Annotated in this window: 10 protein-coding genes and 1 other annotated feature; of the genes, 6 read left to right on the forward strand and 4 right to left on the reverse strand. The window is 44.4% G+C overall.

Annotation, left to right across the window (positions count from 1 at the left end):
• The first annotated feature begins 119 nt into the window (after window positions 1–119).
• Window positions 120–1022 (forward strand): acetamidase/formamidase family protein, encoded by a 903-nt coding sequence (locus DBT49_RS01160; protein WP_070559554.1) that lies wholly within the window; start codon window positions 120–122, stop codon window positions 1020–1022.
• Window positions 1023–1075: 53 nt separating this feature from the next.
• Here DBT49_RS01160 and iadA read toward each other — a convergent pair whose 3' ends face one another.
• Both iadA and yfcC read right to left on the reverse strand, forming a co-directional pair.
• Window positions 1076–2257 (reverse strand): beta-aspartyl-peptidase, encoded by a 1182-nt coding sequence (gene iadA / locus DBT49_RS01165; RefSeq protein WP_070559553.1) that lies wholly within the window; start codon window positions 2255–2257, stop codon window positions 1076–1078.
• 14 nt (window positions 2258–2271) lie between these two features.
• Window positions 2272–3999, reverse strand: coding sequence for a putative basic amino acid antiporter YfcC (gene yfcC / locus DBT49_RS01170; RefSeq protein ID WP_070559552.1), 1728 nt, complete (start codon window positions 3997–3999; stop codon window positions 2272–2274).
• Between the two features lie 161 nt (window positions 4000–4160).
• Between yfcC and DBT49_RS01175 the strand changes: the two genes are divergently transcribed.
• The 4 genes from DBT49_RS01175 (at window position 4161) to DBT49_RS01190 (ending at window position 10423) form a co-directional block, all read left to right on the forward strand.
• Window positions 4161–5567 carry an aldehyde dehydrogenase family protein gene (locus DBT49_RS01175; RefSeq protein WP_070559551.1) on the forward strand — a complete coding sequence of 469 codons (1407 nt, stop codon included), beginning with the start codon at window positions 4161–4163 and terminating at the stop codon, window positions 5565–5567.
• Window positions 5568–5661: 94 nt separating this feature from the next.
• Window positions 5662–5879: a binding site (T-box leader), on the forward strand.
• A 78-nt stretch (window positions 5880–5957) separates the two neighbouring features.
• On the forward strand, window positions 5958–7445 hold the full coding sequence (locus tag DBT49_RS01180; RefSeq protein ID WP_070559550.1) for an ABC transporter substrate-binding protein/permease: 1488 nt from the start codon (window positions 5958–5960) through the stop codon (window positions 7443–7445).
• A gap of 51 nt (window positions 7446–7496) precedes the next feature.
• Window positions 7497–8915 carry an argininosuccinate lyase gene (gene argH, locus DBT49_RS01185; RefSeq protein WP_070559549.1) on the forward strand — a complete coding sequence of 473 codons (1419 nt, stop codon included), beginning with the start codon at window positions 7497–7499 and terminating at the stop codon, window positions 8913–8915.
• Complete coding sequence (locus DBT49_RS01190) at window positions 8906–10423, forward strand: ABC transporter substrate-binding protein/permease (protein WP_070559548.1); 1518 nt, start codon at window positions 8906–8908, stop codon at window positions 10421–10423. Before argH ends, DBT49_RS01190 begins: the two co-directional genes overlap by 10 nt.
• Window positions 10424–10509: 86 nt before the next feature.
• Here the strand turns inward: DBT49_RS01190 and DBT49_RS01195 are convergent, their stop codons facing one another.
• Window positions 10510–11466 carry an NAD(P)-dependent oxidoreductase gene (locus DBT49_RS01195; RefSeq protein ID WP_070559547.1) on the reverse strand — a complete coding sequence of 319 codons (957 nt, stop codon included), beginning with the start codon at window positions 11464–11466 and terminating at the stop codon, window positions 10510–10512.
• Complete coding sequence (gene nagB, locus DBT49_RS01200) at window positions 11459–12178, reverse strand: glucosamine-6-phosphate deaminase (protein ID WP_070559546.1); 720 nt, start codon at window positions 12176–12178, stop codon at window positions 11459–11461. Before nagB ends, DBT49_RS01195 begins: the two co-directional genes overlap by 8 nt.
• 298 nt (window positions 12179–12476) lie before the next feature.
• Here nagB and DBT49_RS01205 point away from each other — a divergent pair, with 298 nt between their 5' ends.
• The gene (locus DBT49_RS01205) at window positions 12477–14285 is read left to right on the forward strand and encodes a PTS mannitol transporter subunit IICBA (RefSeq protein WP_070559545.1); all 1809 of its coding nucleotides are present in this window, start codon (window positions 12477–12479) and stop codon (window positions 14283–14285) included.
• The last annotated feature ends 85 nt before the right edge of the window (window positions 14286–14370 follow it).

Genomic DNA, 14370 nt, shown 5'->3' on the forward strand with positions numbered 1-14370 from the left:
ATCGCTTTTTCCTTCTCCACTTATCCTCTAATATGCTATTGAAAACGTTTACTATTTATAAGCAATATGAGATGATAGGACTATATCAAATCTTAAATAGACATATTGGAGGTAGGCTTATGCATATTACAAAAGATCACTATGTGTTCTCTATGGACAAAAACCATGAACCCATTGCTAAGGTAGCTAGTGGCCAGCGTTTGCAGGTTGATGTCTGGGATTGCTTCAAGGGCAGTGTCCAGGATGAAAAGGACTTAATTTCTGGGATTGACTTTAATGAAATTAACCCAGCAACTGGTCCGATTTATGTGGAAGGCGCTCAACCAGGCAATGTGCTGAAAGTGACTATTCACAGCATTGACTTAGATCCCCAAGGAGCTATTATGACTTCTCCAGGGCTCAACAAATATTTCTCCAAGGAAATTACTGAAGAGGAGACTGCCATCTGTAAGGTCAGCGAAGACCAAAAAAGCTTTGACTATTACGGAGCAACTTTCCCGGTTCATAAGATGATTGGTGTGATCGGGACAGCACCCAAGGGCGAAGCGGTGGCTACTGGATTGCCTGACTTACATGGTGGCAATATGGATAATAATCAAATTACCGAAGGCTCTGTGGTTTACCTGCCCGTTGAAGTCGAAGGAGCGCTCCTGGCTTTAGGTGACATGCATGCAGCCATGGGCGATGGTGAGATTTGGGGCAGTGGCGTTGAGATCGGTGGGTCGGTTGACTTAACCGTTGAAGTTCTTGAGTCCTTCCCTTGTCCAACGCCTTTTGTGGAAACTGACCAAGCTTATTATTCTTATGGCGTCGGCGAAGACTTTGAAACCGCAGTTGTCCAAGCCAATGACCGGATGGCAGAATTTCTCATGGCTCAAACCGGCTTATCCTATAATAAGGTTGGTATGTTCATGACCATTGCCGCTTATTTAGAATCTTGTCAGATCGTTAACCCTAATATCTCCATGCGGGTTCGAGTGAACAAGGCCAGTTATGAAAAGTTAAAAGATGTTAAAGAGTAAGCCTAAGTAAAAAAGGAGTTGCAGTGAGCAACTCCTTTTTAATTTGGGCTTTTTTAGGCATTTTCAAAAGTACCGTACTTGATGATTTCTTTGTTTTTAATCATTATTTCTGACATGGCAATCACGGTATCGATGGCTAGACTGTCTTCATCTAAGAGCAGGATATCCGCATCCCTTCCCACTTCTAAACGTCCCTTATGGTTAAGTTTTAGGATACGGGCAACGTTAGAGGTGACTGCTGGGAGGGCTTTTTCAAGGGCAATATTTTCTCTTTGAACCGCCTCTTGAATACCGACCAAGAGTGACTTAGCACTGCCTACACCAATACGGAGGAAGTTGCCCTCTTCATCGAAGCGAGGCAGACTTCCTTGTCCATCAGAACTCATGGTAATGCAGGATTCATCTAAGCCTTGGTCAAGGACTTGTTTGAGAACGGTTCTAAAAGGAATTTCCCCGTCTTTTTCATAGGTCATGTCGGGGTCTTCACTACCGGTAATGTCGAAAGTTCCGCCGCGTTTGGCAAAGGCAATGGCTTCATCAACCAGTTCCTGGCTCCGGCCACAGTGGGTCGGCAGGAAGGTGGTGACCGGAATATCGGTTTCATCTAAGGCCTTAAAGAGGAATTTTAGTCGGCCTTTGTTGGGGCCTACATGGCAGTTGACCACGCCGGCCTTACCTGCTAATAAACCACCAGTCCGAGTATCGGCTGCGGCATGGGCAAATTGTTCAAAGGTTGGAGCCCCATTGCGGTGGTCGGAAATAGCAATTTCACCAATCCCAATCACCTTGTCAATGGCCATAATGTCTTTAATGATTGATCCGGTAAGGGTGGTTGCCGGGAGACGGTAGTTTCCAACATAGATATAGGTGGAAATACCCTCTGATTCTAAACCACGGGCCTTGGCTAATAGGGCCATTTCGTCGCGAGCGACCCCATCAGTCCCCAATAAGCCACAGGCAGTAGTTACTCCAGCCGTGGTTAGTTGACTCAATTGGACTTCTGGTGTCCGGTTTTGAAAACCATTCTCACCACCGCCACCAAGGAGGTGGAAGTGGCTATCAATGAAACCAGGGGTAGCGATTTTACCTTGACCGTCGATCACTTCAATGCCGATCGCATTACTATCAATAGTGATGTGGTCCTCAATGGCAATAATTTTGGAACTGTCCATTAAGATATCTTTAACCCCTAATTTTTCAGGGGCGTAAACAGTGACTTGTTTGATTAATTTCATACTTTCCCAACTTTCTAACTGTAACCGATACTAATGGCAATAATAATGGCAATGCTCCCTAAAACAAAGAGGAAACCCTGCATTTTAATTTGGAACTTAGCCCAATCTGCCCAATCGATCCGAGCGACTGCCAAGCAACCTACCAGGCTGGCAGAAACTGGGGTGAAGGCGTCCACAAAACCGGACCCTAATTGGAAGGCCAAGACGGCAACTTGACGACTGACTCCGATAATATCCGCCAATGGAGCCATAATCGGCATGGTGAGGGCGGCTTGACCAGAGTTGGAGGTCACCACTAAGTTGAAACAGGATTGGAAGATGTACATGAACCAAGCGCCTAGAACGTTAGGAATACCAGATAAGAGGTTACCGACGCCATAGAGAATGGTATTTAAGGCGGAGAAGGTCCCCGCATCTGATCCTCCTAAGACCAGTAGGATCCCCTTGGCCATCCCCACAACTACAGCAGTAGGCGCCAGGTCAGAGACCCCATCTTTAAAGGCAAAGGCAATATCGTTAACGGTCATGTCATTAATTCTAAAGATGAGGGCGGTAATTCCTGATACTAAGCCCATAACAAAGAATTGGGAAGCTAATTCAGGAATGGAAAAGCCTTGGCTCATCACGCCCCAAACAATCCATACCAGGCCGAGTAACATTTCTAATAGGATCAGTTTGTGGCCCAGGGTAAATTCATGGCTGACATCCTCTTGCTTGGCTAAATCGGTCCGGAAGTAGGCGTCTGATTCATAAGAGGCTGATAATTGTGGAGCCTTACGAATCCGTTTCGCGTAGACCATGGTAAAGCCGCAGGAGAGGGTGGTAATAATCACCCACATCACAATCCTAAAGCCAGCCCCTGACAGGGCCGGAAGCCCAGCGATCCCTTGAGCAATGGCAATAGAGAAGGGACTCATCCAGGAACAAGCGTTACCAATCTGTGAAGCAGCAAAGGTAACGGTCACGGCTGTAATGGAGTCATAGCCCAGGGCAATCATAAAGGGAGCAATAATCATCACAAAAGGAATAACCTGTTCAGAAGCCCCAAAGGTTGCTCCGGCAAAGGAAAAGAGGAAGAAGAGTAGGGGAATAGCCAAATGTTCCATCCCTTTGGCGCTATTGACAAAGGCATAAATTCCGGCATCAATAGCTCCCGTCCGCATAATAATTCCAAAAGAACCCCCAACGACTAAGAGGAGGGCCACAATCCCAATGGCAGATCCATAGCGGTCCCCGGTGACAATTCCTTCAAAGATATAGTTTAACACCCCAAAGCCGTAGTGGTCCTGGGTTCCCCATAGGCCAGCAGTTTTATTTAAGTTTTTACTGGTGTCGTAGATACTATCTCCGTACATCTCATAAAGTTCGGATTCTTCTAAGTCGATCTCTTCTAGTTCTCCCAAGGTTAGGGGCTCTGGTTTTTCCAGGACCTTGGCTAAATTTTCCTGGTCAACTTCCAGTTCTTGCAATTTAGCGGGTTCTTGGACCAGGTCTTCCAAGTTGTCCCTTAAAACATCCTCCTTTAAGGGATGCATGTAACGGAAGGAATCTTGTTGGAGAACGGTTCGGGTTTGGGTTTCCCCATTGGCTCCTTCATATTCCAAAACCTCGGTGGTATATTTACCAGCCGGAACGATGAATGTTAGTAACCAGGCCACGAGAACAATACCAAAAATAATGACGTAGGTGTGTGGCGTCTGGAAACGCTGTTTTTTCTCAGCGGTTTCATTCATTTTTCTCACTCCTTATTTTATATTTATAAGGTTATTGTACCATGATAGCGCTTTAGGTGATATGTCTTAAAATGAAATTCCTTTTAATTAATAAATAAGTCCATTACGGTCATTTCTTCTTGCTTGAGTCTCTTGGGATTTTTTTAGATAATAAGAACGAGGTGATGATTATGGAGAACTATCGGAATTTTATCAATGGAGAATGGATAGCATCGTCAAGCCAAGAATTAATGCCAGTCATTAATCCGGCGACAGAAGAAGTCATCAATCATGTACAAAAAAGTAATCAGGAGGATGTTGATCAAGCAGTGGCCGCGGCTAAGGCAGCTTTTCCTGATTGGAATGCCTTAAGTGTGGACCAACGTTTAACCTATTTAGAGAAAGTTTATGACGGCTTGAAGAAATATGCCGACCTTTTAGTTAAGACCACAGTTTTAGAACTAGGGGCTTCGGTTAATTTTGCTAAGGATAATCATATTCCCATGGCCATTAAAGAGATGCGTGAATATATGGATTCGGCAAAAGACTTTGACTTTGAAGAAGAAATCGATGGAGCGCGGGTTATTAAGGAAGGTTTCGGCGTGGTGGCTTGCATCACCCCTTGGAATTACCCACTCAATCAAATCCAGCGTAAGGTCACCCCAGCCCTCATTGCCGGAAATACAGTAGTGGTTAAACCGGCTTCCAATACGCCTTTGACCGCCTTGGTCTATGCCAAAGTTTTTGAGGAAGCTGATCTTCCTCATGGCGTCTTTAACTTAGTCACTGGTTCCGGGAGCGAAGTCGGTGACTACCTGGCGGGCCACCCTGATGTGGCAGTGATTTCCTTTACGGGGTCTACTGAAGTCGGCCGCGGCCTCTATGAAAAGGCTGCGCCAAACATTAAGAAATTAATTCTTGAATTAGGTGGCAAGTCGGTCATGCTCTACTTAGCTGGTGGGGATAAGGACTTAGCGGTTAAAAAGTCCATGGATTCGATTTTAAACAACCAGGGTCAAACCTGTTCCGCCTTTACCCGCTTATTAGTGCCTGAAGCTGAACTGGAAGAATTTAAGGCATTGATTGAATCTTATTACCAAGACCATGTCCATATTGGCATGCCTGGTGAAACAGAGACTATGGTAGGGCCGATGGTATCGGCGCAACAAAAAGAAACCGTCCTTGACTATATTCAAAAGGGGATTGATGAAGGCGCTGAGCTCTTCTTAGGTGGCCAAGATATCGACCACAGTGGTTTCTATGTCCAACCCACGGTCTTTACCCAGGTTGATAATCAAATGACCATTGCCCAAGAAGAAATTTTTGGTCCTGTCCTATGTGTATTGACCTATAAGGATGAAGACGAAGCTCTTGCTATCGCTAATGACTCGGCTTATGGTCTATCCGGTTATGTAGTTGGCCCTCAGGAGAAAGCGGTAGCCATGGCTGAACAATTGCGGACAGGGAATGTCTTCGTTAACCATGCTTCTGGGTCTTCTAGGGCGCCATTTGGTGGTTATAAAGAATCCGGTCTCGGTCGGGAAAAAGGTCCTTACGGAATTGCTGACTACTTAGAAATTAAGACGCTCTTCGTTTAAAGACTTGATTCTTATTCATTTTAGGATTAAACTTAAAGAAAAATAAAAATAAAGATTGACAATAAATAAATGTCCTTTATAATAACATTAATTTATGAAATCGATGAAGCAAATAAGTAATTAACTCACTCCTGCAAAGCGAGGAACGTTTGGTGCAAGGTTCCCAGGATGACTAATGAAACGTCTTGCTGAGATAGTTAGTCGAAGTTTTGAGATTAACTCGCAGATGTCTGCGTTACCAAACAGAGTTGTCAATAGTTAGTAAGCTATTCGCAAATTAGAGTGGTACCGTGGAAGAAGTCCGCCTCTTAGGAGGTGGGCTTTTTTTGTTGTTTATGAGCCATTCATTGATTGAAATAATGTTTAGTTATTATAAAGGGAGGTATTTATATGTATCAATGCAAGAAAATGTTTAGTGCGCTGTGTTTGTTTGCTTTGACACTTTTAATCTTACTTAGTCCAAGCAGTGTTTACGCAGAGGAAAACGAGGGTAAGCAAGTTGCCCAAGACGATCAACTACTTCAGGAAATTAAGGACCGCGGCGTACTTCGCTTTGGTACAGCGAGTGGCTATGCTCCCTTTGAGTTTACTGTCTTAGAAAATGGCCAAAACCGCCTAGTAGGGACGGACGTTTTCCTCGCCCAACAAATCGCTGATGATTTAGGGGTGAAATTAGAAATTGTCGATATGGAATTTGGCTCTCTTATTCCAGCTATGGAAACCGGGTCTGTTGATATGATTATTTCCGGGATGTCCTATACCGAAGAGCGGGATAAAAAAGTCGATTTCTCTGATGTCTACCAGTCTGACCAGCAATATTTTGTGATTAGAAAGCAAGACCAAGATAAAATTAAAGATGTTTCTTACTTTGACCAAGGTGGCAAGATTGGGGTTTCCGATAACACCCTCCAAGATACCTTGGTGACCGAACGGGTTACCAGTGCTGAAAAGGTAGCCATGCGGAAGTCGGCTGATGCGGTCGCTGCCTTAATGGCTAACCAGGTGGATGCCGTGCTCTTGGATGAATCCGTGGCCAAAGCCTTTGCTGCTGAACATGGGGAACTTTTAGCTATTCCTTCTGGCTTAGATGTAAGCTCTGATGGTAAGTCGGTCGCTATCCCTAATAACCAACCCACCTTCTTAGCAGAAATTAATAAAACGGTAAACGCCTGTGTGGAATCGGGACAAATGGATCAATGGATGGAAGAATCCTATGACTTGATCCGGCAAAGTCAAAAGTCGAACTGGTTGAGCTACTGGCCTTACTTCTATGATGGGATCAAAGTCACCCTGTTGATTTCAGTAGTGGCCATTTTAGCTGGGATTATTTTGGGCTTGATCATCGTCTTGATGAGAATTTCAAACTTACCTGTCCTACCTCAATTGGCCAGCGCTTATGTTGAGTTTGTTCGGGGAACTCCTTTAATGGTTCAAGTTCTCTTCGTTTTCCTGAGTATCGGAGCCTTGTTCTCCTTATCTTCCCTGCTATCAGGGATTATCGCAGTTTCCCTAAACGCTGCGGCCTATATTTCAGAAATATTTAGGGGCGGGATTCTTTCCGTCGACCGGGGACAAGTAGAAGCTGCTCGTTCCTTGGGGCTCAATTACTGGACCACCATGAAGAAGGTCATCTTCCCGCAATCCTTACGTCCCGTTTGGCCCTCCTTAGTGAATGAAGCGGCCACCTTGATTAAGGATTCCTCCATTGTTTCCACGATTGGGGTAGCGGAATTAACCTTCCAAACCCGGGCGGTTACCAGCTTAACCTATCAGGGGACGATTCCTCTATTTATCTCGATGTGTTGTTACTTTGTCCTTACTTTTGTGACTTCGATGGCTTTACGTTTATATGAGAATAGGATGCAAGCGAAAGTATAAAGTCGGCGAGGAACACTTGAAAACAAAAAATCTAGAAAAGGTTGTGTTAAAATGGCACTTTGGTCGAATACTTATCATCAAGCCATGGCTGAGTCAGCCTACCAGTTAAATCAATCCTTGGCTATTGACTTGCGGTTACTTCCTGCAGATCTTGAGGCTAGCCAAGCCCATGCTAAAATGTTAGGTCAGCAAGGGATTATTGCTAAAGAAGAAGCGGAAGCTTTAGTAGAAAGTCTAGGGGATATGCAAAAGGAATATGCCCAAGGTAAACTCACTATTGATCCCGCTTCAGAAGATATTCATAGTTTTATTGAAAGTGAACTCACCAAACGCTTAGGTGATATTGGTAAGAAAGTCCATACTGGACGGAGCCGTAATGACCAAGTCGCCACAGCCATGAAAATTTATGCGCGCACAGCGGTTGATGAATTATTAGATCAATTGGACCAAGTGGTAGAGGCCTTTTGCCAGGAAGCAGGCCAACACCTAGAAACTATCATGCCTGGCTACACCCACTTGCAAAGAGCCCAAGCGGTTACTTATGGTCATTACTTGATGGCCTATGTGGAAATGTTTATGCGTGACTACGAGCGTTTGATGGATGCTCAAAAACGGATTAATCATTCCATGCCTTTAGGGGCAGGCGCCTTAGCTACAACCACTTTTCCCTTGGACCGGCAATTAACCACTGAGTTATTAGCTTTTGATGCTTATGCCGGTAATAGTATCGATGCGGTTTCCGACCGGGACTATAGTATTGAATTACTGAGTGCCTTGGCCTTGATTAGTATGCACCTGAGCCGGTATAGTGAAGAAATGATCTTATGGGCTAGCCAAGAGTTCCAATTGATTGTAGTGGATGATCGCTTTTCGACGGGGTCTTCGATTATGCCTCAGAAGAAGAACTTGGACATCCATGAATTAATGCGGGGCAAGGCTGGCCGGGTCTATGGCGACTTGATGGCGGTCTTAACCATCATGAAGGGCATCCCGCTCGCCTATGATAAGGATTTACAAGAAGAAAAGGAAAGGCTCTTCGATGCCATTGATACAGTCCAAGCCTTACTTAACTTACTGCCAGCCATCTTGGATGCCACCCATCCTCAGGTGGAAAACATGTACCAAGCCGCGGGTAAGGGTTATTTAAACGCCACTGACTGTGCCGACTACCTGAGCGCTAAGGGCTTACCCTTCCGTGATGCTTATCGCCAAGTTGGGGATATTTTAAAGTATTGTCATGAAACGGATAAAACTTTAGAGGAACTCTCCTTAGAGGAATACCAATCCTTTAATGATTTATTTGAATCCGATATCTACCAGGCCATTGATTTGAAACATGGGGTCTATGCCCGTCAGGTGGCTGGTGGACCAGCTCCAGACCAGGTCAAAGAACATATTGCTCAAGTGAAAGAACGTCTGAAAAACGATCAAAATAAGAGAAAAGAAGGGAAGAATGAAAAATGTCATTGATGAAGAAATTGAGTCATTGCTTTTTAGCTGTTTTACTGATGCTAACGACCCTATCCGGTCTCTTAGCCCCACAAGTCTATGGTGAGGAAGGCCAAGGTCAGGCCCCTAGCGAAAATTCACTCCTCCAAAGCATAAAAGACCGTGGTGAACTTCGAATGGGGGTTAGCCCTGACTATCCACCTTTTGAATTTATTACCATGAAAGACGGCCAACAAACCGTGGCCGGAGCGGATATTGAATTAGGGCAAAAAATTGCCGATGATCTCGGGGTTAAATTAAATGTTGTGACTATGGAATTCTCTAGCCTCCTCTCTTCCATGGAAGCGGGGAATATCGATATTATCATTTCTGGGATGGGTTATACTGAAGAAAGAGCCAAGTCGGTTGACTTCTCTGATGGTTACCAAAATGATGAACAAGCCATTATTATCCGTAAAGACGATGCCGAAAAGATCCATGATAAAGATTCCTTCACCCCAGATATGACGGTAGGTTACCAACAAGGATCGATTCAAGAAGGGCTAGCCAATGAACAAATGGCTCATGTGGGTAAGCACGCTATGCAACAACTCCCTGATTTAATCTCTGCCTTACTGACCGGGCAGATTGATGGGGTTATTATCGACTCTGGTGTGGGTGGTGCCCACGTTCGTGCCCATGAAGATGCCTTAGAAATGATCAATGGCCACTTTAAATTAGAAGACGATAACTCTAAACGGGTAGTTATGCCCAAAAACCAACCCGACCTCCAAGCCGCTATCAACCAAAGTGTTCAAGAAGTCAAAGACCAAGGCTTGATGGACCAATGGCTAGATGAATCTTATGATTTGATTATTAGTGAAGGCCAAGAACAAGCTGAACAAGGGGTTGACTGGTTATCCTATTGGCCTTATTACTGGAACGGCATTAAAACGACCCTACTGATTTCAGCGGTCAGTGTGGTCTTTGGTTTAACCCTAGGGGCTATCTTAGCCGTTATGCGCCTGACTGAGAACAAAATTTTATCCGGTATTGCTATGGCCTATGTTGAATTCATTCGGGGGACACCTTTAATGATTCAAGTCCTCTTCATGTTCTTGGGAATTGGTGGATTATTTAATGTTCCTGCTCTACTTTCAGCTTTGATTGCGGTTTCCCTAAACTCGGGGGCTTATATTAGTGAGATTATCCGTGGGGGAATCCAAGCGGTTGATAAGGGGCAAACTGAAGCTGCACGTTCCCTTGGTTTAGACCGTTTGACTACCCTGAAGAAGGTTATCTTCCCGCAATCCTTACGGTCAATTTGGCCAGCCTTGGGGAATGAATTTGTGACCTTAATTAAAGAATCATCCATTGTATCGACTATCGGTATTGCTGAATTAACTTTCCAAACCCGGGCGGTTACCAGCATTACCTACCAAGGGATTATTCCATTGTTGATTTCCATGGTAATTTACTTTATCTTGACCTTTACCTTAACCAAGTTCTTGAACCGTTGGGAAAAACAAATGAATGCCAAATATGCTTAGATTGGCTGAATAATATCTATGTAAAAAAAGCCACTTACTGCTTCCTTGAAGGAAAGAGGGTAAGTGGCTTTTATGATGCTAATGTTTTAGTAGCCTTTCTTTTTATCTAGGCGGTTAATACTTGGAAAGTTACCGCTTAGGTAAGCTTGGTAATTTTGATAGAAGATCTTAAAAATATCATCACGGAAGTGTTCTACCCGTCCAGAAGAATGGGGTGTGATAAAGAGGTTTTTAGTCTGCCATAGGGGGCTGTCTTCAACTAAGGGTTCCTCTTGAAAGACATCCAGATAGGCTCCGGCAATCTTTTCCTCTTCCAGGGCGGCTTGGAGGTCAGCCTCTACGACAGCATTACCACGGCCCACGTTGATGAAATAGCTATTGGTTTTCATCTGCTTAAAGAAGTGTTGGTTAAAGATATTTTCAGTCTCTGCTGTTGCCGGAAGGGTATTAATAATGATATCCATTTCGCTAAGCTGTTCGGTCACACTCGTTTGGGTGTAGGTATTTTGGAAATATTCTACCGGTCTCCCTGAGGTATTGACTCCGTAGCAGCTTAAGCCAAAAGCTTGGCCAATTCGGGCAATTTCACTGGCTAAATGGCCAGTCCCGTAAAGGAGTGCCTTTTTACCTGCCAGGTTCTTCACATGCTCATAGCGGTGCCAGTTGCTTTCTTCTTGCTGGTCATGGTAGATAAAGAGTTGGTGGAAAACCCCTAAGAGATAACCATAAATACTCTCAGCAATGGAAGGGGCATGGATTCCTGAGACGGTCGTCACCGTTACTTTGGGATCAGCCATAACTTCTTGGGGCAAGTAGTCAGCTCCAGCAGTATCTAATTGAAGCCAGGCTAAACGGCGGTCTTCTCCTTGGTAGATGGCCCTTAGGGTATCTAAGTCGCTACCAAAAAAGATTTCGATTTGGGCGTAGTCACTCGCTTCAAGTTGGTTTTTGTCTTTAATTTGATAGCGGTCACTCAGCTCTGCTAGTTGCCCCCGGGCTTGGTCCTTATATTGGACACCTAGGTAGAGGATGGGTTTAGGCATCCGCCTCACCGCTTAGTTGGCTAGCGGCTGCTTGGTCCAAAATGACAACGACATTAGGGTGTTTTTGGAGGGCGCTGGCTGGAACTTCTTCAGTCACTGGGCCTTCCACCATGGCTTTCACAGCGGCCGCTTTTTCTTCACCAAAGGCTAAGAGCAGGATGTTTTTGCTGTTTAAAATGGAACCGATCCCCATACTATAAGCCGCGGTTGGGACATCGCTAGGGGAGTCAAAGAGACGGCTGTTAGCCTCGATCGTTGATTCCGTTAGTTCAATTTTACGGGTCTTACTGGTGAAGGAAGAACCAGGTTCGTTAAAACCAATATGCCCGTTGCGGCCAATGCCGAGTAATTGTAGGTCAATAGGATGTTCTTGGAGCAAGTTTTCAAATTGTGAACATTCCTCTTCTTCGTTAGGATTGGCCCCATTTAAGAGATAGTTATGTTTGAAGGGCTTTTCATTGAAGAGATGTTTGTGCATAAAGTAATTATAGCTTTGTGGGTGGCTGGCTTCCAAACCAACATATTCATCCAAGTTAAAGGAAAGACTGTCGGTAAAGTCTAAGTCAGAAGCAACGATTTCTTGGTAGAGTTTTTCTGGTGTCGAACCGGTAGCTAAGCCAAAGACTTTAGGCCCGTCAGCTAAGGCTTCTTTGTAGTAATTTAAAGCGGCTTGGCTGGCTGTTTCGATGTCATCATAAATATAAACTTTCATTTTTGTACCTCCATAAAAGATATAAGTTGATAAAAATCTTATCCCTAGTTTAACACGGATAGGAAAATAAATCTGTGGCAAAAGTAGATTTTGAAAGTAGAACCGGTACTTTAGCAAAAAAATCACAAAGTTGAATAGGTAAAAAAGAAGGAAAAATGATTAAAGCATTCTGGCATAAATTTTGGCAGAGGACACTTTGCCAAAACTAGCCGGCAAATCCATTGAAAGCGTATACAGATATTCTGTACAATAATGGTGTAAATACTTATTACAATGATTCAATGAAGGAGGAAATATTATGGAACAGTCACAAGCCAAGTCTTCCGGCTTGAAGGCAGGTATCCAAAAATTGGGACGCCATCTCTCTAGCATGGTCATGCCTAATATCGGTGCCTTTATAGCCTGGGGGATTTTTGCTGCGCTCTTCATTCCAACGGGTTACCTACCTAATGAAAGCTTAAATGCTGTTGGTGGAGCCATGCAACGTTATCTCTTGCCATTATTAATTGCTTATTCTGGTGGTGCCCTGGTCTACCAACAACGGGGTGCTGTTGTTGCGACCATTGCTACCATGGGTGTTATCGGTGGTGCCCCACCCGAAACACCAATGTTTATTGGTGCCATGGCCATGGGGCCCTTTGCCGGTTGGGTCATTAAGAAATTTGACCAAGCCTTCCAAGAAAAAATCCCTTCTGGTTTTGAAATGTTAGTCAATAACTTTTCCAGCGGGATTCTGGGCTTCTTCTTAGCCTTACTTGGTTTCTTTGCAGTTGGTCCACTGGTGAGTTGGGGAACTGAATGGATGGAAATTGGGGTCAATAAGATCATGGAACTTGGTTTCTTACCATTGGCCAATGTCTTGATCGAGCCCGCTAAGATCCTATTCCTAAACAATGCTATCAACCACGGGATCTTAACACCACTAGGTTCAGCCCAAGTTGCTGAAGTGGGTAAATCGGTACTCTATCTCTTAGAAGCAAACCCTGGTCCTGGTCTGGGCGTTTTACTAGCCTTTGCTATTTTCGGTAAGGGTAGCGCCAAATCTTCCAGTTGGGGAGCTATGATCATCCACTTCCTTGGTGGGATTCATGAGATTTACTTCCCTTATGTGATGACCAAGCCCCTCTTAATCTTAGCGGTTATTGCTGGTGGGGTAACGGGGACCTTTGTTAACGTCCTCCTCAATGTTGGTTTAACTGGACCTGCTTCTCCAGGCTCCATTTTTGCTATTTTCGGGGTAACTGCTCGTGGCGACCATCTACCCATGCTCCTAGCTGTTGCTGCCGCTGCTGCGGTATCCTTTGCGGTTGCTGCTTTAATCCTAAAAACCGACCGTTCCCAAGAAGACAACTTTGCTAAGCAACAAGCAGCTGTTTCTCAAGCCAAGGCTGAATCGAAAGGTCAAAGTGCTGATGTTGAAGCGACTTCAGATGAAGTTCCAGACGTCAATCAAATCGACCGGATTATCTTTGCCTGTGATGCGGGGATGGGGTCAAGTGCCATGGGGGCTTCCCTATTAAGGAAGAAAGCCAAACAATTAGGCTTGACTCAACCCGTGACCAACTCAGCCATTAATAACCTGAGTGACGATGCGAAGACCTTAGTCATCACCCAACAAGAATTAACTCCTCAAGCCCGTAAGAAAGCGCCATCTTCCACCCATATTTCGGTGAATAACTTTATGGATTCTGACCGCTATGATGAAATTTTAGCGGATATGTTAGATGAAGATGTAGAAACGGTTGAAGCTGAAGTATCTGATGGCTCTAGTGAGTCCGCTGATAAAGACGCTAGTCAAGCGCAAGCATCTGATTATGCTGGCATTAACAAGGTTGTCTTTGCCTTCCAAGGACCTGGTGTTGGTGGCACGACGATTGCCGCTTCCATCTTTAGAAATCTACTCGTCAAAAAAGCCCCTGATAAAAATATCCATGCCTCTGCTCAAGCACTGGATGAGATTAATGACCAAGACAATATCTTGGTGATCGTACAGAGTGATGACTATCAAACAGCCAAGGATCATTTCCAAAAGGCTAGAGTCATTCATTTTGACCGTTTGATTGATGAAGGAAATTACTATTCATTGATTCAATCTTTAGGGGAATAAGGCCTTTAGCCATCCTTTGATAAATAAGCGACTGAAGTCAGATAAAGTTTTCCATTAGCTCGTCTCATGGTGTACTATTAAGGCA

This window comes from Aerococcus mictus (genome assembly GCF_003286595.3).
Taxonomy (GTDB): Bacteria; Bacillota; Bacilli; order Lactobacillales; family Aerococcaceae; genus Aerococcus; species Aerococcus mictus.

What these genes read in the sequence shown, in the direction of transcription:
- DBT49_RS01180 (WP_070559550.1), top strand. Translation starts at nt 5,958, where the DNA reads ATGTATCAATGCAAGAAAATGTTTAGTGCGCTGTGTTTGTTTGCTTTG.
- DBT49_RS01190 (WP_070559548.1), top strand. Translation starts at nt 8,906, where the DNA reads ATGTCATTGATGAAGAAATTGAGTCATTGCTTTTTAGCTGTTTTACTG.
- DBT49_RS01205 (WP_070559545.1), top strand. Translation starts at nt 12,477, where the DNA reads ATGGAACAGTCACAAGCCAAGTCTTCCGGCTTGAAGGCAGGTATCCAA.
- nagB (WP_070559546.1), bottom strand. Translation starts at nt 12,178, where the DNA reads ATGAAAGTTTATATTTATGATGACATCGAAACAGCCAGCCAAGCCGCT.
- iadA (WP_070559553.1), bottom strand. Translation starts at nt 2,257, where the DNA reads ATGAAATTAATCAAACAAGTCACTGTTTACGCCCCTGAAAAATTAGGG.
- DBT49_RS01160 (WP_070559554.1), top strand. Translation starts at nt 120, where the DNA reads ATGCATATTACAAAAGATCACTATGTGTTCTCTATGGACAAAAACCAT.
- DBT49_RS01175 (WP_070559551.1), top strand. Translation starts at nt 4,161, where the DNA reads ATGGAGAACTATCGGAATTTTATCAATGGAGAATGGATAGCATCGTCA.
- argH (WP_070559549.1), top strand. Translation starts at nt 7,497, where the DNA reads ATGGCACTTTGGTCGAATACTTATCATCAAGCCATGGCTGAGTCAGCC.
- DBT49_RS01195 (WP_070559547.1), bottom strand. Translation starts at nt 11,466, where the DNA reads ATGCCTAAACCCATCCTCTACCTAGGTGTCCAATATAAGGACCAAGCC.